The organism is Rathayibacter sp. CAU 1779, assembly GCF_054551755.1.
The window spans coordinates 157,778-176,406 of the sequence record NZ_JBTOLK010000004.1; the positions used below are offsets into that span (position 1 = coordinate 157,778).

Genomic DNA, 18,629 nt, shown 5'->3' on the forward strand with positions numbered 1-18,629 from the left:
GTCCGGTCCGACACCCCGAGTCCTGACCCGGAGGTGCGGCGGGTCGGATCGAATGTCCGAGTTTCCGCGCACTACCCCCGTGCGGCTACAGTCGTCCGGCCCGCTCGGCCAGCGCGGCTCCCGCGCGACGGAGCCAGCGCTCCGGCTCGTCGATCGCGGCCTGCACGTCGCCGGCAAGGTCGGCCAGCGCGACAGCACCGGCGAAGCCGACCGGCTTGACCGCTATCGCACCGGCGACGAGCGCCATCGGCACGCCTGCCGCCCGCGCGCGCGCAGCAACCACCGCTGGGGCCTTGCCGCCGTCGGTCTGTGCGTCGTACCGGCCTTCGCCCGTGATGATGAGCTCCGCACCGGTCAGGGCGTCGTCGAGGCCTATCGCATCCGCGATCGTCGAGGCACCGGAGACGAGGGTCGCGCCCCACGCGAGCAGCCCGAATCCGGTGCCACCGGCGGCGCCCGCCCCTGGCGTCGACGGGTCGACGCCGGCACCCGCATTCCGTACGGCGTCAGCCCAGTGGGCGAGCGCGGCGTCCAGGGTGTCGCGCTGGGCGGCATCCGCCCCCTTCTGCTCCCCGAACACGTGAGCGGCCCCGGCCGCGCCGAGCAGCGGATTCGTGACGTCGCTCAGCACCAGTGCGCCGGATGGCGGCAGCGGCGGCAGCTCGGAGAAGTCGACCTGGGCGATGCCTGCCAGTGAGCCGCCACCCAGCTGGAGCGGATCGCCGTCTGCGTCGAGCAGGAGCGCCCCGAGCGCCACCAGGGCGCCGGTGCCGCCGTCCGTGGACGCGCTCCCGCCGATCGCAAGCAGGAGGCGGGAGACACCGTGGTCGAGAGCATCCGCGATCGCCTGCCCGAAGCCCAGGGTGTGCGCACCGAGCGGATCCGGATGCGCCATCAGCGGCAGGCCGCTGGTCTCCGCCAGCTCGACGACGGCCGTTCCGCCTGGCAGATCCGGCGTCGGCGGGAGCAACACCCAGGATGCCTCGACCTCCTGGCCGTCCGGTCCGACCACCTCGACGCGCACGCGCGAGGATCCCGGCACGGCGAGCAGAAACGCGTCGAGCGTGCCCTCTCCGCCGTCAGCCATGGGAAGCTCGACCAGCTCATCGTCGGGACGCACGTCGCGCCATCCGGCGGCGATCGCCTCGCACACGCGCACGGCCGACGCCGAGCCCTTGAACGAGTCGGGCGCGATCACGATCCGCATGGGGCAACTCTCTCGCATTCTGTGTTCACGGGCTCAGGATCGGCGACCCGATGCCGCCCACCGGACTCCGGAGTCACGCGGATCAGGGCGAGACCGCGGCTGGGCCGTCCTGAGTTCTGAACGAACCGCGCCGTCGTCGCGCCCTCTCCCCGTCCGGTCTTGTCCGATTACAGCAGCTCGGGCGCCACGACCCGGGTGAAGGCCGCGGAGACCTCGCACGCGACCTCCGCGTACGGGCGGTTCCAGACATCCGTGTTGAAGATCTCGCACTCGATGTCGCCGGTGTAGCCGGCGTCCTCGACCGCGCGGGTGAGCGGGCCGAAGTCGATGTGACCGTCTCCGGGCACGCCGCGTCCAAGCAGCACGTCGGCGGGCAGCGGCGTGAGCCAGTCGCACACCTGGTACGACGCGATGCGGCCCAAGCGACCGGCGCGTTCGATCTGTCCGAAGACCTGCGGATCCCACCACACGTGGTACGTGTCGACGACGACGCCGACCGACGGCCCGGCCGCGACAGCGAGATCGATGGCCTGGCCGAGCGTGGAGACGACGGCACGGTCCGCGGCGAACATCGGGTGCAGCGCCTCGACGGCGAGCGTGACCCCCGCGGATGCCGCGAACGGCTCGAGCGCCCCCAGTGCGTCGCGCACGCGCTCACGTGCGCCGACCAGGTCGCGAGATCCCTGCGGCAGCCCGCCGGCGACGAGCACGAGCACGGCGGCGGATCCGTCGGCTCCTGCCTCGGCGAGTGCGGCTGTCTCGTCGATGGCCCGTCGGTTGTCGTCGAGGGCGGCCATGCGCTCGGGGCCTTCCGGCGTCGTGAAGAAGCCGGCGCGGCACAGACTGGACACGCGCAGGCCGGAGTCCGCGATCAGACGGGTGGCGGCATCCAGGCCGATGTCGGCGACGGGCTCGCGCCACACGCCGATGCTCTCGACGCCTGCCGCCTTCGTGACGTCGATGGCCTCGGCGAGCGATGCGTACTTGACCGTCGCCTGGTTCAGCGAGAACCGCGGATGCGCGCTCATGCGTCGTCCTGCCCGTCGCTGCCTTCTGCCGCGGAGAGCTCGTCGGCCATGATGAGCCCGAGAGCGGCGTCGAGCTCGGACGGCTCGGCAGCATCCCGCTGATTGAGCCTGTCCAAACCAGCCCTTTCAGCAGCGTCGCCCTCGGCTGGAGCGGTTTCGACGGGCTCGACCGACGGCATTCCCGCGGTGCGCTCCACGATCCCGTTCAGTGCGAGCAGTCCGTGCCAGCGCGCGGCGGCCAGTTCCGGACGCTCCAGCGCGCCGGATCCGTTCGCCAGACGCACGATCTCCGAGAGGTGTGGCAGGCTGCGTGCGGAGTGCAGTCCGCCCACCATGGTGAAGGACTCCTGGTGCCCGTTCAGCCAGCTGAGGAAGGCGACGCCCGTCTTGTAGTAGAAGGTCGGCGCCGCGAAAACCTGACGGCTCAGTGCCTCCGTCGGACGCAAGATGCGCTCGTAGGCATCCGGATCCCCGTCGTCGAGCGCACGGATCGCGCGGGCAGCCACCGGCGCGATCGCGGCGAACGCGCCGAGCAGCGCGTCGGAGTAGTGGCCGCGTGCGTCGACGCGGGATCCGTTCGGGCCCTCCACCGTCGTGCCGTCGCCCTTGATCAGGTCGACGTAGTTGAAGTCGTCGCCCGTGTACATCGCCGCCGTGTGCGGAAGGCGAGCGCGAACCGCGATCTCGGCGTCGGCATCCAGCAGGCTCATCTTCACACCGGAGACCTTGTCGGAGTGCGCCTCGATGATGCGGATGAGTGTGTCCGCCGCCGCGTCGCCCTGACCGAAGTAGTCCTTCAGCACCGGGTCGAACGCCTCGCCCAGCCAGTGCAGGACGACGGGGGTCGTCGCACGCTCGAGCACGGCGGCGTAGACACGCTCGAAGTCGGCGGGCGACTGGGCGGCGCGCGCCATGTGCCTGGAGGCCATGAGCACGACGCCGGCACCGGCGTTCTCGGTGAACTCCAACTGCTCGAGGTAGGCGTCGATCACGGCGTCGAGCGAGATGACCTCGTCGTCGACGTGATCCGTGTTCACGCCGACCACGAGCGCGCCGCCGACGGATGCCGCCTCCCGAGCGCTCCGCGAGATCAGCTCGCGCGTGGCCGCCGCGTCCAGGCCCATGTTGCGCTGGGCGGTGTCCATCGCGTCGGCGACACCGAGCCCCTGCGACCACACGTGGTGGCGGAACGCGAGGGTCGCATCCCAGTCGAGATCGGCGGGGGCGCCGGGCACGTTGTCGGCATACGGCTTCGGGATGACGTGCGCCGCCGCGTAGGCGACGCGCGATTTCAGCGGGGTGGCGGGCGTCAGCGTCGGCTCGTGCTCGATGAGCGACTCGGATCGCACGAGTCCCTCGGATCCGACGAGCAGCAGCTCCGTCATCGCACTGCCCCGTCTCCGACGGCCCCGGCCAGCTCACGCAGCGACTCGGGCGTCACGGAAGGGATGTCGACGCGGGCGCCGGTGCGGGAGCTCTCCAGTCCCTTCTCCGCCATGAGCACGCCGCGGGCTCCGGAAAGAAGGTCGTAGGGGAACGGCGCGTCCTCGGCGATGTGGCGGATGAACTCCTCCCACTGCACCTTGAAGCCGTTCTCGAACACCTCGGTCTCGGGAACCTCGTGCCAGTCGGCCGCGTAGTCGTGGCCGTCGGGGATGTCCGGATTCCAGGTGGGGCGCGGGGTCGCGTTGCGCGGCTGGATCTTGCAGCCGAACAGGCCGACGACGGCGCTGCCGAGCGTGCCATCCACCTGGAACTCGACGAGCTCGTCGCGGTTGACGCGGGTGGTCCAGCTCGAGTTGAGCTGAGCCGTGATGCCTCCGGCGAGGTCGAAGACGGCGTAGGCAGCGTCATCCGCGGTCGCCGGGTAGCTGTGTCCGTTCTCGTCGACGCGCTCCGGGATCTCGGTCACGGCCCGCGCGTACACGGACTCAACGCGTCCGAAGAGGTACTCGAGCACGTAGTTCCAGTGCGGGAACATGTCCACGATGATGCCGCCGCCGTCTTCGGTGCGGTAGTTCCAGCTGGGGCGCTGGGCGGGCATCCAGTCGCCCTCGAACACCCAGTAGCCGAACTCGCCGCGCACCGAGAGGATGCGGCCGAAGAACCCGGACTCGATCAGCCGACGCAGCTTGCGCAGGCCGGGCAGGTAGAGCTTGTCGTGCACGACGCCGTTCTTGATGCCTGCCTCGTCGGCGAGACGGGCCAGCTCGAGCGCCTCTTCGAACGTCTCGGCGGTCGGCTTCTCCGTGTAGATGGCCTTGCCCGCTGCGATGGCCTTGCGGAGAGCGGATGCCCGCGCCTTCGTCACGAGGAAGTCCGAGTACACCTGCCAGCGCGGGTCGGCGAGCGCAGCGTCGAGATCGGTCGTGTAGTGCTCGAGGCCGTGACGGGCGGCGAGCTCGGCGAGCTTCGCCTCGTTGCGGCCGACGAGCAGGGGCTCGACCTGCACGCGACGTCCGTCGGACAGCTCGACGCCGCCCTGCTCGCGAATGGCGAGGATGGAGCGCACGAGGTGCTGTCGGTAGCCCATGCGCCCGGAGACGCCGTTCATGATGATGCCGATGGTCGACTCTGACACTGGGTTCTCTTTCGTGGTGGTTCGTGGTGGTTGGCGTTCTGCTGCGTCATCTGCCTGACGGGAAAGCGCTTACCAGAGCGTACCAGCGCCTGTTGGCCTGAGCAAGAGTCGCCCACGCGCCCACTCGAAGCCCCTCCGCCGCTGCGCCGTGCGTGCCGCCCCTCTGCCGCTGCGTCGTCGCCGCGCCGCCGTTCTGCCTCCGCCCCTCCGCCACTCCACCCCTCCGGCCCCTCCGGCCCCTCCGCCGCTCCGTCCCCGGCCCCTCCGCCGCTGCGTCTCCACCCCTCCGCCGTGCCGTCTTCAGGAGGACAGCGCATCCAGCTGCATATAGCGGCCTCCGGCCCGCTCCTCCTGAAGACGGAACAGGGTGACGCCAAGACGGAACGGGGTGGCGTCAAGACGGATCGGGCTGCCGACGACGACGACGACCGGGCGTACTGCCGCTTCGCGCGTGCCGTCTTCAGGAGGACAGCGCATCCAGCCGGATATGGCGGCCTCCGGCCCGCCCCTCCTGAAGACGGAACGTGGTGGCGCCGAGACGGAACGGGGTGACGCCGGCGGCGACGGCCTGGCTGCCGCTTCGCGCGCGCCGGCGTCAGCGGGCCACGTACTCCGCGAGGTGTTGGCCGGTGAGCGTCGAGCGGGACGCGACGAGGTCCGCGGGCGTGCCCTCGAAGACGACGCGTCCGCCGTCGTGCCCGGCGCCGGGTCCGAGGTCGATGATCCAGTCGGCATGGGCCATCACGGCCTGATGGTGCTCCACCACGATCACGGACTTGCCCGCGTCGACGAGGCGGTCGAGCAGGGCGAGCAGCTGCGCGACATCCGCGAGGTGAAGTCCGGCCGTCGGTTCGTCGAGCACCAGCACCCCGCCCTTCTCCGTCATGTGACTGGCGAGCTTGAGTCGCTGCCGCTCGCCGCCCGAGAGCGTGGTCAGCGGCTGGCCGATCGTGAGGTAGCCGAGGCCGACGTCCGAGAGACGATCCAGCACGGCGGATGCCGCCTGCGTGCGCGCCTCGCCCGTCGCGAAGAACTCGCGCGCGGCGTCGACGGAGAGTGCGAGCACCTCGCTGATGTCCTTGCCGCCCAGCTTGTACTCGAGCACCGCGGCGCTGAAGCGTCTGCCGTCGCACTCGTCGCATACCGTGGCGACGCCGGCCATGATGCCGAGGTCGGTGTAGATGACGCCGGCGCCGTTGCACACCGGGCACGCGCCCTCGGAGTTCGAGCTGAACAGCGCAGGCTTCACGCCGTTCGCCTTCGCGAACGCCTTGCGGATCGGGTCCAGGAGTCCCGTGTAGGTCGCGGGATTGCTGCGCCTGGACCCGCGGATGGGCGTCTGGTCCACCCACACGACGCCCTCGCGCCCGGCGACGGATCCGTCGATCAGCGAGCTCTTGCCCGATCCGGCCACTCCGGTGACGACGGTCAGCACGCCCAGCGGGATGTCGACATCCACGTTCTGCAGGTTGTGCTCGTCCGCGCCCCGCACCTCGAGCATCCCGGATGCCCGCCTCACCTCGCCCTTGAGCGCCGCCCTGTCCTCGAGATGACGGCCGGTGATCGTGTCGCTCGCCCGCAGTCCGTCGACGGTGCCCTCGAAGCAGACGGATCCGCCGGCAGCACCGGCACCAGGACCGAGGTCGACCGCGTGATCGGCGATCTCGATGACCTCCGGCTTGTGCTCGACGACAAGCACCGTGTTGCCCTTGTCGCGCAGCCGGCGCAGCAGGCGATTCATCCGTTCGATGTCGTGCGGATGGAGTCCGACGCTCGGCTCGTCGAACACGTACGTGACGTCGGTGAGCGGGGATCCGAGGTGCTTGATCATCTTGGTGCGCTGGGCCTCGCCGCCGGAGAGCGTGCCTGCCGAGCGGTCAAGCGAGAGGTATCCGAGCCCGATCTCGACGAAGGCGTCGAGGAGTTCGCCGAGCGCCGCGAGGAGCGGGGCGACGGCTGCGGCATCCACCCCACCATCCGCCGGCCGCCCGGCTGCGGACCCGCCGTCGCGCAGCCCGTGCACCCACGACGCGAGGTCGCTGATCTGCATGGCACAGGCATCCGCGATACTGATGCCCGCGACCTTCGACGATCTGGCGCCTTCGTTGAGCCGCGTGCCGTCGCATTCGGGGCAGGTCGTGAAGGTGATGGCACGGTCGACGAACGCTCGGATGTGCGGCTGCATCGCCTCCCGGTCCTTGCTGAGGAACGACTGCTGAATACGCGGGATGAGGCCCATGTACCAGACGTTCACGCCGTTAGCCTTGGTGCGAACGGGCTCCTTGTAGAGCAGGTCGTTCAGCTCGCGCTTGCTGTACTTCGCGATCGGCTTGTCCGGGTCGAGAAACCCCGACTCGACATAGATGCGCACGTACCAGCTGCCCGGCGTGTGGTTGGGGACGAGCAGGGCACCATCGTTCAGCGACTTGCTGTCGTCGAACAACTCTGCGAGGTCGAAGTCTTGGACGCTTCCGCGGCCGTCACAGCGCGGGCACTGGCCTCCGACGACGTTGAAGGCCGCGCGTTCCTTGACCTCACGCCCGCTCTTCTGGAAGGTCACCGCTCCGGCACCGCTCACGGCGGCGACATTGAAGGAGTAGGCCTTCGGCGATCCGATGTGCGGCTGCCCCAGCCGGCTGAACAGGATGCGCAGCATCGCGTTCGCATCCGTCGCGGTGCCAACAGTGGACCGGGGGTCGGAACCCATGCGTTCCTGATCCACCGCGATGGCAGTGGTCAGTCCGTCCAGCACGTCGACGTCCGGACGGGGAACCGTCGGCATGAATCCCTGCACGAACGCGCTGTAGGTCTCGTTGATGAGCCTGCGCGATTCAGCCGCGATGGTACCGAAGACCAGCGAGCTCTTGCCCGATCCGGAGACACCGGTGAAGACGGTCATCCTGCGCTTCGGGATGACGACGTCGACGTTCTTCAGGTTGTTCTCCCTGGCACCGTGCACGCGGATGCTGTCGTGCGGCTCAGCGGCTCTGCTCGCGTCCATGAGCCCAGGCTATGCGGCGCGGCCGCCTCTCGGCCGGTCACGACCTGCGTTCAGCTGTCCCTTCGTGTCGGCGGGCGCGCGCCAAGCGACGCAAAGGGACAGCGGAGCACAGGGCCGGCGGAGCACAGCGTTGGCGGAGCACAGCGTTGGCGGAGCACAGGGTTGGCGGAGCGTCACCCCGCTGCGGGAGCCGGGGCAGCGCCTCCCGAGTCTCGCGCGCTCCCGGCGGCCACGGTATCCGGCTCCTCGGCATGGAAGTCGATGGCCTTCGCCTGCTTGCCGAACGCCGTGAGCAGGATGACGGCCACCGCCGCGATCGCCACCGTGATCGCGATCGACCACGGGTATCCGATCTGCGTCGCCAGAGACTGCTGGATCGGCAGGTTGAACGCCGCGATCACGTTGCCGAGCTGATACGTCACGCCCGGATAGAACCCGCGGATGGCGTTCGGCGACATCTCGTTGAGGTGGGCAGGGATGGCACCCCACGCGCCCTGCGTCGTGAACTGGATGAGCGCGGATCCGAGACACAGCAGCCCTGCCGTGTGCGAGAACGCGAAGATCGGGATGATCGGCAACGTCAGCGCGGCACCGAGGATGATCGTCGCCTTGCGGCCCCAGCGATCCGAGAGCGAGCCGAGCACGATGCATCCGATGATCGCGCCGGCGTTGTAGACCACGGCGATCCAGCCGGCCACTGCGGCGTCGAGGCCCGCCCCGCCCTGGTCTGTCGCCTTGAGGAAGGTGGGATAGATGTCCTGCGTGCCGTGCGACATCCAGTTGAAGGCCGCCATCAGCAAGACGAGGTAGATGAACCGGCGCAGCACCTTGCCGTTGAAGAACACGGCCTTGATCGACGTGTTCTTCTTCTGCATGCGGTCGCGCGTGTTCTCCCAGACCTCGGACTCCTTCACGCGCGTGCGGATGATCAGGCTGATCAGGGCGGGCAGGATGCTCAGCACGAACAGCCAGCGCCAGTTCAGACCGAGCGCCGAGTGCACGAGCAGGAACGCGAGCGAGGCGAGCAGGTATCCGGCCGAATATCCGGCTTGGAGGACACCGGAGAAGAACCCGCGTCGCTCGCGCGGCACCTTCTCCATGGTGAGCGCGGCGCCGAGGCCCCACTCCCCGCCCATTCCGATGCCGTACAGCAGCCGGAGGATGAAGAGCACCGCGAAGTTGGGCGCGAAAGCACACAGGAATCCAACGAACGAGTAGAAGCACACGTCGACGATCAGCGGGATGCGCCTTCCGACGCGGTCCGCCCAGAGCCCGAACAGATAGGCGCCGACCGGACGCATGATCAGCGTGATCGTGGTGAGGAACGCGATCTGTTCCAGCGAGACGTTGAACTCCGCCGCGATGTCCGCGTAGACCAGAACGATGATGAAGTAGTCGAACGCGTCCATCATCCAGCCGAGCCAGGATGCCGCGAACGCGTTCCGCTGGTCGGAGGTGAGTCGTCGGGTTTCCGGTTTCGACGCAGTCGTCATGCTGATTCCCTTCGCCGCCGAGGCTTGCCTCGGCACTGTCGTCATCGTCGGTGATGATCGATCGCGTTCCGGTCCCGCCACGTCCGAGGATCGTGTCCCCCGAGTGGGGGTCAGGAATGCGATTGCCGCTCTAGCATAGGCTGACACCCGGCTCGCGCAAGGCCGCCGACGCCCGGAAGGGGAACCGTGAACGCCAACATCGTCGTCGTTTCGGGGAGCGGCCGTTACGCCGACCCGTGGCATCCGTTCGAGATCACCTCGGCCAGAGTCGCCGAGGTGCTGCGCGACGCGGGGCACACGGTGAGCGTGACCGACGACGTGGATGCACGCCTGGCCGCGCTCGCAGCGCCAGGGGATGTCGACCTCCTCGTGCTCAACGTGGGCGCCGGCCGCACGCCTGAGGAACGCGACATCGTGCAGAGCTCGGACGAGCGGGATCCGCTCCCCCTCTCCGACGCGGATGCCGCGACCCGCGAAGGCCTGCTCGCCTACCTCGAGCGTGGCGGACCGCTGCTGGCGCTGCACGTCTCGTCGACGAGCTTCGGATTCATGCCCGAGTGGGAGACCGCCCTCGGCGGCATCTGGGTGCGCGGCACGTCCATGCATCCGCCGTACTCGCGCGCCCACATCGAGGTGGAGACGGATGCGCACCCCGCCACCGCGGGCATCCGCGACTTCGACGTCGACGACGAGCGCTACACGAACCTGAGGGTCTCGCCCGAGGTGACCGAGCTCGCCTGGCACGAGCTCGACGGCTCGCGAGAGCCTGTGGTGTGGACCTTCGAGCGCGGCGCCTCACGCGTCGCGTACGACGCTCTCGGACACGACGCCGCGTCGTACGACGCGCCTGAGCACCGCGCACTCCTCGCCCAGACGGCTGCCTGGCTCCTCCGCGACGCCTGACCCTGCCCACGCACCCCTCCTCATCGAGCCACCCGGTATCTGTCCAGCCACCCCCGAAATCGCGCGAAGAAAGGGGTGGCTCGGCCAGAGGCGGGTGGCTCGGCGAGCGGCGGGTGGTTCGACAAGAACAGAGGCGCCGACGGCTACGCGACCGACCGCAGGTACGGCTCGAGATGCCTCTCTCCGATCGGCGTGCCGACCGCGTCGACGGTGAGGGACTCCACAAAGAAGCGGATGAGGTTGCCCAGGCGCGGTGATCCGCGGTCGGCGACCCACGTCATGGCGCCGCCGATCCCCTGGCCGATGCGCAGGATGCGTGGCGTGCGACCCGCGACGCGGAACGCGAGTTCCTCGAGTTCGCGGTAGGTGAAGGTGTCGGGGCCGCCGACATCCCAGGCGCCGGGTCCGCCGACGAACCGATCTGCGATGAACGTCGCGAGATCGGCGCCGTGGATCGGGTTCACCCTCGTGGAACCGGCGCCCAGCGTGAAACCCAGCCCTCGCTGTGCCATGCGTAGAAAGTCGGTCATGTCGGAGAAGTAGCCGGACGGGTTGACGATCTGCGACGTCACACTGCTGCGCGACAACGCTTGCGTGAACGCGAACTTCGACCGCATCGTCATCGAGCCGCCGACGTCCGAATGCAGCACGTTCACATAGGCGAAGGATGCCAGCGCGTGCTTCTCCGCGTCGGCGAGCACCGCGAGATTCCCGCGGAAGTCGATCTGCCACGGATTCGCCTTCTGGCGAGTGACGCCGAGTGCGGAGACGACGCGATCGGCGCCGTCGCACACGCCGTCGATCGTCTCGGGCGCATCGAAGTCGACGACGCGCCACTCGGCGACATGCCCCGCAAGAGACGGCGCATCGAACGCCCCCGGCTTCTCCGCACGCTCGCGGGAACGCACGAGGGCGCGGACGCGGTATCCGCGAGCGTCGAGCGCCTCGACGACGTGCCTGCCCACGTATCCAGTCGCTCCGGCGACCACAACGACCTCGCTCATCCGATATCCTCGCATTCCTGTACTGACTGGTACAGGAATAGACTAGGCTGGTACCCATGTCCCGTCCAGCGCGTCCGCTCGCGGCCGAGGCATCCGAACGCCTCAGGCTCGCCGCCGCGGAAGCGTTCGGGGCCAAAGGTCTCGAGGATGCCTCGCTCAACGACATCCTGAAGCAGTCGAACATGGGCAAGGGGTCCTTCTACCATCGCTTCGCGGACAAGGCGGCCTTGCACGACTGGGTGACGGAAACCATGGCGGGCACCATGATCGAGCGGGCACGCCCGCCGGATCTGGCGTCGCTCACCGCAGAGACGTTCCGGGCGGAGCTGTCGGCGATGCTCGCCCGATTCACTGGTCTGGCCTCAGAACGGCCGGAGCTCGCGAACCTCGGCCTCATGTTCCATAATTCGGCAGGGCTGGCCGGGTCGCGAGCGATCTCCGCGGTCCGCGCCGCCGTGCTCGGCTGGATCGAGGCCGCGCTGCTGAAAGGCCGAGAGCTCGGCGTGATCCGTACCGACCTACCCGCCGACCTGCTCTCGACGTGGGTGATCGCGTCGCTGACCGTCATAGACGGCTGGGTCCTGGCCGAGCCCATCGAGAGAGCGGAGAGAGCGGCGACGGCATCCGCCGCGCTCGACGCTATATGGCTGCTCCTCGCCCCCGCTGTCTAGGGGCCCCAGCACACATCACGTTCCCGAGCCCGCATGTTGTTGTCGAACCACCCCGTACTCCACGCGAACAGACGGGTGGTTCGACGACAAGAGGGTGGTTCGACGACAGGGGGGTGGCGACCGAAGGGTGAGCTCGCGCGCCTGTGGACAAGCGCTGAACTCTCCACAGATCGCCACGTCTGCCCCGTCGAGGGCGGGTAGCCCTCACGATGAACGACATGCCTCGCACCATCACGCTCCCGGAGGCGGCAGCACTCCTTCGGTCGCGTCAGGACCTCACCGAGCAGGGGATGACGGACCGTGAGATCGCCGGCGCAGTGGAGAGCGGTCGACTGCACCGGGTGAGACGCGGATGGTACATCCCCGGCAGGAATTGGCACGATCTCTGGCCAGAGGGCAAGCACCTTGTGCACGTCGTCGCTGTGTCGCGGGACGCACGCGGCTCCGATCCCGTGTTCTCGGGCGCATCCGCGGCCGTCATCCACGGCCTGCCGCTCTATCGTCTCCAACCAAGACGCGTCGAGGTGCTCGTCGGCCATCCGCGTCACATCCACAGTTCGCCTGACGTGATGCGGCACGAAGGCCGCCTGGCGGAGTCGGATGTCACCCGCGTCGCCGGCATGACCGTCACCTCCATCGAGCGCACTGTCGCCGACCTCACCCGCGTCGTGACGCCGGAGGCTGCAGTATCCGCCGCGGATGCCTCGCTGCGCCGGGCCGCCGTGCGGGAGAACGTGCAGAATGACGATCTCGCCGGAGCGTGGCGCGAGGGTGTGAGCCGTCAGCTGCACAACGCCCGCGGGCTGCGCGGCATCCGGCAGGCACGATGGGTTGCGACTTTCGCCGATGGACGAGCGCAGTTGCCGGGCGAGAGCGTCAGTCGACTGCAGTTGCACCGCCTCGGCTTTCGCCAGATGAGTCTCCAGGTGCCCGTGCCATCCCCGACCGGTGGGACGTACTGGGTCGACTTCGGCTTCGACGACGTCAACGCGTTCGGGGAGTTCGACGGCGAAGGCAAGTACACCGACGAGGCACTCCGGTCCGGACGCACCGTCGAGCAGGTGCTGCTGGATGAGAAGTACCGCGAGGACTGGATCCGCGGAACGACGTCGCGACCGATGCTGCGCTGGGGCGACAAGCACGCCGCGACGACCGCCGCGCTGGGCTCACGCCTCAGCGCGTTCGGCGTGAAACTCCCGTGACAGCACGTGCCCCCGCAGGCGCCGGAACCGCGAGCCACCCCTCTGTTGCCGGACCACCCCCGAAATCGCGCGAAAAGAGGGGTGGCTCGAGAACTGAAGGGTGGCTCGACAACAGAGGGGCGGTTCGACAAGTGAGGGGCGGCTCACGACAGAGGGTGGGTCGATAGGTGAGGGTGGGCGGTCAGCCCTTGGCATCCTCCACGACGCGGTGAAAGGAGTACTGCGCGTTGGCGAAGACGGCGTAGAGCAGGATGCCCGGCACGAGTGCGGCGCCGAGCACCGGTTGCAGAAGCACGGCGGCACCGATGAGAGCGACCATCACGAGGGAGACGACGCTGAAGTACCAGCGCCGCACCGCCAGGTAGAGCGCGGCCTTCGCGATGGCCCTGAGGGACGCCTTCTCGAAGACGACGAGTCCCGCGAGGGCGAAGAGCGCTGCGGCGACGGATCCGATGCCGAGGACGGCGAACAGTGGTCCGAGCAGCGGTGCCCAGATGGTGCCGGCGGTGATGGTCCCGTCGAGCAGCACGAAACCGACGATCGCGGCCGTGACGAGCCCGACGAGGAACGCGGCTGCACCGCGGCGGCGATATCCCTGCCAGAACGCGGCGAAGGGCCGCGGACGCCCCTCGGTCTTCATCGCACGAAACACCTCGAACGCACCGACCAGCGAGGGCGCGAGTGTGAGGGAGAGCAGCAGGGAGAACGGCCAGGACGCCAGCGAGTCCACCGTCACGAACAGCATGACGGCCAGCGGCAGGTTGAAGACGATGAGGAGCACGTCGGCCAAGAGCAACGCGTACGCGTAGCCGAAGATCGTCTCCATCGTCTCGTTGCGGAACTGGAAGAACCGCCGGCGCGGGTTCGCGCCGGCGGCATCCGTCCGGCTGACGACCCGGGTCCCTTCGGAGGCCCGTGCGTGACCCGCGGTCCGCATCGTCCCGGCGGCGCCCGCCGAGACGGCGGTCCGTGCGGGGGCGCCGCTCCTCGACGATCCGACGGTGGGTGCCGTGGCGGTCATCCCTTCATTCCGCTCGTCGCGATGCCGCTGATGAAGTAGCGCTGCCCTGCCAGGAAGATGGCGAGGATCGGGATGATCGAGATCACCGATCCGGTCATGATCATGGCGTACTGCGCGGAGTACTGACCGATGAAGGATTTGAGGCCGATCTGCACCGTCCACAGCTCGTTGCTGGAGAGGTAGATGAACGGACCCATGTAGTCGTTCCACGTGTTCACGAACGTCAGCAGCGCGAGGGACGCGAGGGCGGGTTTCGAGAGCGGCAGGATGATGCGCGCCCAGATCCCGTAGTCGTTGAGGCCGTCGATGCGGGCGGCCTCGTTCAGCTCGTCGGGAATGGTCATGTAGTACTGCCGCATCAGGAACACGCCGAACGCACCGAACGCCTGCAGCAGGATCAGCGCGAGGAACGTGTTCGTCAGTCCAGCCTTCTGCATCATCACGTACTGCGGGATCATGTACGCCTGCCACGGCACAGCGATGGTCGCGATGTACGCGAGGAACAGGGCGTCCCGTCCGGGGAAGCGCACCTTGGAGAACCCGTACGCCGCGAAGCTGCCGGTGAGCACCTGCAGGAACGTGATCGTGATGGCGAGGATCGCCGAGTTCATCAGGTATCCGGCCATCGGGATCTGCGTCCAGATCTGGGAGTAGTTGCTCCACACGAACGTGGACGGGATCCACTGGATCGGCACCGAGAGCACCTCGTTGTCGTGCTTGAACGACGAGGAGAGCATCCAGATGAACGGCAGCAGCACGATCGCCAGCAGCACCACCAGCAGCACGTACATTCCCGTCTTGCCGAGGCGGGAGCGGATGCGGCGCCTTCCGCGCCGTTCGGGCCGACGCGACGGATGCGTGTGCTCGGTCTCCAGCTCCTGGACGAGGTCGGAGGTGAGGGTGGACATCAGCGCTCCCTGATCTGCTGGATGCGGAACTGGAACACGGTCACGATCAGCACGATCACGAACAGCACGAGCGAGATCGCGGACGAGTAGCCGAACTGGCCGTTGATGATGCCGTCCTGGTAGATGAGCTGCGACAACACCAGCGTCGCCCGGCCCGGACCGCCCTGCGTCATCACGAAGATGAGGTCGAACACCTTGAAGCTCGACACGCTCAGCAGCACGAGCACGAGGAATGTGGTCGGCCGCAGCGACGGCAGGGTGATGGACCAGAACGTGCGCCACTTGCCTGCGCCGTCCACCTCCGCTGCTTCGTAGTACTCGTTGGGGATGGCCTGCAGCCCGGCGAGGAAGAGCACCATGTAGTACCCCATGTCGCGCCACACGCCGGTGATGATCACCGCAGGCAGCGCCCATCCGGTGCTGGAGGTCCATCCGGGCGGGTTCGCGATGCCGATGAAGTGCAGGAACTGGTTGATCGGACCGCTCGTCGGATCGAACAGCATGTTCCACACGATCGCGATCGCCACCAGCGACGTGATGTACGGAAAGAAGATCGCGACCCGGAAGAACGCGATCCCGCGCAGCTTCTGGTTCAGCAGCAGCGCCAGACCGAGCGAGAACGCCAGGGTCAGGGGCACGTGGCCGACCGCGTACAGCAGCGTGTTGGCCAAAGCCACGTGGAAGTTGTCGTCGCCGAAGAGGCGCACGAAGTTGTGGATGCCGGCCCACGTCGGCGGGTTGTACGCATCCCAGTTCATGAACGCCAGCACGAAGGCGGCGATCACGGGCACGAGCGTGAACAGCGCGAAACCCAGGAAGTTCGGCAGGATGAAACTCCAGCCGATCAGGATGCTGCGCCTGCGCATCCTGCGGCCCGCGGCTCTGCGGGCAGGCGGCGCACCGGACGGCGAGGTCTGCACCGTCGCGTTCGTGCGTTCAGTGATGGTCGTCATGATGTGTCGTCCGGCTCAGCGGAACAGCTCCGTTCTCTGGGGGGAACCTCGGGTGCGGCCGGCGCGGACATCTCGCCGCCCCGACCGCACCCTACGGGCACTGACTACTGGTTCAACACCTCGGACTTCACGCGGCTCGCCATCTCGGCCAGGCCGTCGTCGACCGACTTGCTGCCGGTCATGATCAGCTGATGCTCCTGGTTGAGGATGGTGCCGATGGCGGCGGTGTTCGCCGCGACCGGTGCGTCGAGCTTGATCGTGTCGGGGTTGAACGCCTTCTTCGAGGTGGCGTCCTGCGGCATGCCGTCGAGGGCGAAGTACGCCTTCGTGATGTCGGCGCTGTGGTACGCGGGCACGATGCCGATGGATGCCACGGCCTTGGCTCCCTCAGGGCTCACCGCGAACTGGAGGAACTTCTTCGCCGCTGCCTGGTTCTTGGAGTTCTTGTTGATGCCGAACCCGGTCGGACCGCCGTCGGTCGTGATCTTGCCGTTCGCCTTGATCTGCGGGAGCGGCGCGATGCCCCAGTCGACGTTGGTCGTGCCTGCAGCCTTGTCAGCCAGCAGCGGTGCGATCAGCCACGTGCCCATGGGCACCATCGCGGCCTGACCCTTCTCGAACACGTCCTTGTAGGCCACCTGCTGGCTGTTCGCCGTCGCCCAGTTCATGGTCGTGCCCGCGTTCTGCATGCCGAGCGTCAGGTTGTACTGGTCCTTCATCCAGTCGTAGCTCGGCGTGTTCGGGTTGTTGCCCGTCTGCGCGGCCGCGATGCCCTGCACCATGGAGTTCCAGGTGTGGATGTAGGCGCCGTAGACCTTCGAGCTGCCGTCGCCCTTGGTGAGCTTGGCGGCATCGGCCGCGAACTCCTTCCAGGTGAGGTTCGTCGGGTCGGACAGGCCGGCATCCTTGAACATCGTCTTGTTGTAGTAGAGGACGTTGAAGTCCTGCCGGTACGGGATCGCGTAGGTCGTGCCCTTGAAGTCGTAGTTCGCCAGGGCGGGGATCTTGTCCGCCGGAAGCGACTTCGCGATGTCGGAGACGTCGACGAACTGCTGCTTCTGCGCGTATCCGGAGTAGTCGGTGAGGTTCTTCACGGTGATGATGTCTGTGGTGTCGCCACCGGCCAGCATCGTGGTGATCTTGTCCTCGTAGTTCGCGGCGAGGATGTCGACCGGCTGGATCGTGATGTTCGGGTTCGCCTTGTGGAAGGCGTCGAACAGTGCCTTGAACTCCGGCGTCTGGGCATAGTTCCAGACGGAGACGCGCAGCGTGGTCTTGCCGCCCGGAGTCGAGCTGGCAGAGGTGTCGGACGCGGTTCCCGCGCATCCGGACAGCGCGAGCGCGGCGGCTGCGATGACCGCGCCTGCCGCGATCAGTGAGCGTTTCATGAGGACATAACTCCTTTGTTATCGGGTTGCTTCTTGGTGGTGCAGGTCTGTTGTTGTCAGGGTTGCCTTTTTGGTGGTGCTGGTCTGTTCTGTTCTGGCGCAGCGGGGCGTCACGCGCTCAGCTGCAGTTCCTCGCTCGTGATCTCGTCGAGCAGCGGATCGCCGGCGACGTAGCGCTCGAGCTCATCGAGCGCGGCGTCGGTGAGACGGTGCACCTCGGATCCCAGGGATCCGGCAAGGTGCGGCGTGACCATCACGTTGGGCAGGCCGAAGAGCACGGATTCCGCGCCCAACGGCTCCGGATCGGTCACGTCGAGCATCGCGTTGATGCGTCCTGTGGCGCATTCCGCCTCGAGGGCGGCCGTGTCGACGAGACTTCCGCGTGCCGTGTTGATGAGCGTCGCGTGGTCGCGCAGGGCGGCCAGCTGGGATGCGCCGATCATACGTGCCGTCGACGGAAGCGCCGGCGCGTGCAGCGACAGCACGTCGACCAGCGGGAGGAGTTCATCGAGTGCGACGAGTTCGCCGCCCGCCGCGCGCACCTCGAGCGGATCGGCGTACGGATCCGACACCAGCACGGTGACATCGTCGAGCTGTTGCACGAGTTCGACGACCCGCCGTCCGACGCGACTGAATCCGACGACGCCGATCGTGAGTCCGAGGTTGGAGAGCTCGCCGTATCCGGCGATCTTGGCGGCGCTGTCCCGGCGGGCGATCGGATCCGCCGCGATGAACGGAGCCTTCTTGCCCGCCATGATGATGGCCGCGAGCGTGAACTCGGCGACGGGGATGGCGTTGGTGTCTGCAGCGTTCGAAGCCCGGATGCCCCGGCGCCAGAACTCCTCAGACACCTGCGGCCGAATGGTGCCTGCACAGTGCAGCATCGCGCGCAGGCCCGGCATGCGGTTCAGGCGTGTCGCGTCCAGACGGGGAGCTCCCCACCCGGTGAGCAGCACCTCGACGCGCTCGAGCCGATCGGCGAGCCCCGGGGCGTCCAGGTCATCGGTGAACACCGGCTCAGGCACATCGGCGAGGCTGCGGAGTCGCTCGAGACGCTCGTGATCGAACTGCATCTCGAAGGTGTCGCGAGACATCACCACGAGGGCCTGGGGTTTGCCCGCTTCGGGCGTGGTCGGTGCGGTCATGCTGTGGGAGCTCCAGCGGATTCGTTCGGGAGTCGGAGAGCGTCGGAGTCGCCGTTGCGCCGTCGCAGAAGACAGTAGATACTCAAACCCGATCGAGATCAAACAGAACGATCAGATTCGAACA

General features: G+C 67.9%; 16 protein-coding genes. 3 read left to right on the plus strand and 13 right to left on the minus strand.

Features of this window, described 5'->3' with window-relative positions; genetic code table 11:
• Window positions 1-85: 85 nt before the first annotated feature.
• From ACX9R5_RS16955 to ACX9R5_RS16985, 7 genes are all read right to left on the minus strand, one after another.
• Entirely contained in the window at window positions 86-1,207 is a 1,122-nt protein-coding gene (locus ACX9R5_RS16955; RefSeq protein ID WP_459410233.1) for a glycerate kinase, read from the minus strand.
• A gap of 167 nt (window positions 1,208-1,374) precedes the next feature.
• Window positions 1,375-2,235 (minus strand): sugar phosphate isomerase/epimerase family protein, encoded by an 861-nt coding sequence (locus ACX9R5_RS16960; protein ID WP_459410234.1) that lies wholly within the window; start codon window positions 2,233-2,235, stop codon window positions 1,375-1,377.
• Window positions 2,232-3,620 carry a dihydrodipicolinate synthase family protein gene (locus ACX9R5_RS16965; RefSeq protein ID WP_459410235.1) on the minus strand — a complete coding sequence of 463 codons (1,389 nt, stop codon included), beginning with the start codon at window positions 3,618-3,620 and terminating at the stop codon, window positions 2,232-2,234. Before ACX9R5_RS16965 ends, ACX9R5_RS16960 begins: the two co-directional genes overlap by 4 nt.
• On the minus strand, window positions 3,617-4,789 hold the full coding sequence (locus tag ACX9R5_RS16970; protein WP_459410371.1) for a Gfo/Idh/MocA family protein: 1,173 nt from the start codon (window positions 4,787-4,789) through the stop codon (window positions 3,617-3,619). The genes ACX9R5_RS16965 and ACX9R5_RS16970 overlap by 4 nt, the downstream gene beginning before the upstream one ends.
• A gap of 327 nt (window positions 4,790-5,116) precedes the next feature.
• Window positions 5,117-5,293: a hypothetical protein gene (locus ACX9R5_RS16975; protein WP_459410236.1), complete on the minus strand. Its 177-nt coding sequence runs from the start codon at window positions 5,291-5,293 to the stop codon at window positions 5,117-5,119.
• Window positions 5,294-5,411: 118 nt separating this feature from the next.
• Window positions 5,412-7,817 carry an ATP-binding cassette domain-containing protein gene (locus ACX9R5_RS16980; RefSeq protein ID WP_459410237.1) on the minus strand — a complete coding sequence of 802 codons (2,406 nt, stop codon included), beginning with the start codon at window positions 7,815-7,817 and terminating at the stop codon, window positions 5,412-5,414.
• A gap of 173 nt (window positions 7,818-7,990) precedes the next feature.
• The gene (locus ACX9R5_RS16985; protein WP_459410238.1) at window positions 7,991-9,310 is read right to left on the minus strand and encodes an MFS transporter; all 1,320 of its coding nucleotides are present in this window, start codon (window positions 9,308-9,310) and stop codon (window positions 7,991-7,993) included.
• Between the two features lie 186 nt (window positions 9,311-9,496).
• Between ACX9R5_RS16985 and ACX9R5_RS16990 the strand changes: the two genes are divergently transcribed.
• On the plus strand, window positions 9,497-10,213 hold the full coding sequence (locus ACX9R5_RS16990; RefSeq protein WP_459410239.1) for a ThuA domain-containing protein: 717 nt from the start codon (window positions 9,497-9,499) through the stop codon (window positions 10,211-10,213).
• Window positions 10,214-10,356: 143 nt separating this feature from the next.
• On the opposite strand, the gene ACX9R5_RS16995 is transcribed toward ACX9R5_RS16990, so the two are convergent.
• Window positions 10,357-11,217, minus strand: coding sequence for an SDR family oxidoreductase (locus ACX9R5_RS16995; RefSeq protein ID WP_459410240.1), 861 nt, complete (start codon window positions 11,215-11,217; stop codon window positions 10,357-10,359).
• A gap of 56 nt (window positions 11,218-11,273) precedes the next feature.
• On the opposite strand from ACX9R5_RS16995, the gene ACX9R5_RS17000 reads away from it, so the two are divergent.
• Together ACX9R5_RS17000 and ACX9R5_RS17005 are read left to right on the plus strand one after the other, a co-directional pair.
• Complete coding sequence (locus ACX9R5_RS17000) at window positions 11,274-11,888, plus strand: TetR/AcrR family transcriptional regulator (RefSeq protein WP_459410241.1); 615 nt, start codon at window positions 11,274-11,276, stop codon at window positions 11,886-11,888.
• A 218-nt stretch (window positions 11,889-12,106) separates the two neighbouring features.
• On the plus strand, window positions 12,107-13,090 hold the full coding sequence (locus ACX9R5_RS17005) for a type IV toxin-antitoxin system AbiEi family antitoxin domain-containing protein (protein WP_459410242.1): 984 nt from the start codon (window positions 12,107-12,109) through the stop codon (window positions 13,088-13,090).
• A gap of 181 nt (window positions 13,091-13,271) precedes the next feature.
• On the opposite strand, the gene ACX9R5_RS17010 is transcribed toward ACX9R5_RS17005, so the two are convergent.
• The 5 genes from ACX9R5_RS17010 to ACX9R5_RS17030 all read right to left on the minus strand — a co-directional run bounded on the left by ACX9R5_RS17010 (window position 13,272) and on the right by ACX9R5_RS17030 (window position 18,505).
• Window positions 13,272-14,111: a DUF624 domain-containing protein gene (locus ACX9R5_RS17010; protein WP_459410243.1), complete on the minus strand. Its 840-nt coding sequence runs from the start codon at window positions 14,109-14,111 to the stop codon at window positions 13,272-13,274.
• Entirely contained in the window at window positions 14,108-15,019 is a 912-nt protein-coding gene (locus tag ACX9R5_RS17015; protein ID WP_459410244.1) for a carbohydrate ABC transporter permease, read from the minus strand. Before ACX9R5_RS17015 ends, ACX9R5_RS17010 begins: the two co-directional genes overlap by 4 nt.
• Complete coding sequence (locus ACX9R5_RS17020; RefSeq protein WP_459410245.1) at window positions 15,019-15,972, minus strand: carbohydrate ABC transporter permease; 954 nt, start codon at window positions 15,970-15,972, stop codon at window positions 15,019-15,021. The genes ACX9R5_RS17015 and ACX9R5_RS17020 overlap by 1 nt, the downstream gene beginning before the upstream one ends.
• A 104-nt stretch (window positions 15,973-16,076) precedes the next feature.
• The gene (locus ACX9R5_RS17025) at window positions 16,077-17,360 is read right to left on the minus strand and encodes an ABC transporter substrate-binding protein (RefSeq protein ID WP_459410246.1); all 1,284 of its coding nucleotides are present in this window, start codon (window positions 17,358-17,360) and stop codon (window positions 16,077-16,079) included.
• 110 nt (window positions 17,361-17,470) lie between these two features.
• Window positions 17,471-18,505 (minus strand): hydroxyacid dehydrogenase, encoded by a 1,035-nt coding sequence (locus tag ACX9R5_RS17030; RefSeq protein ID WP_459410247.1) that lies wholly within the window; start codon window positions 18,503-18,505, stop codon window positions 17,471-17,473.
• Window positions 18,506-18,629 lie beyond the last annotated feature (124 nt).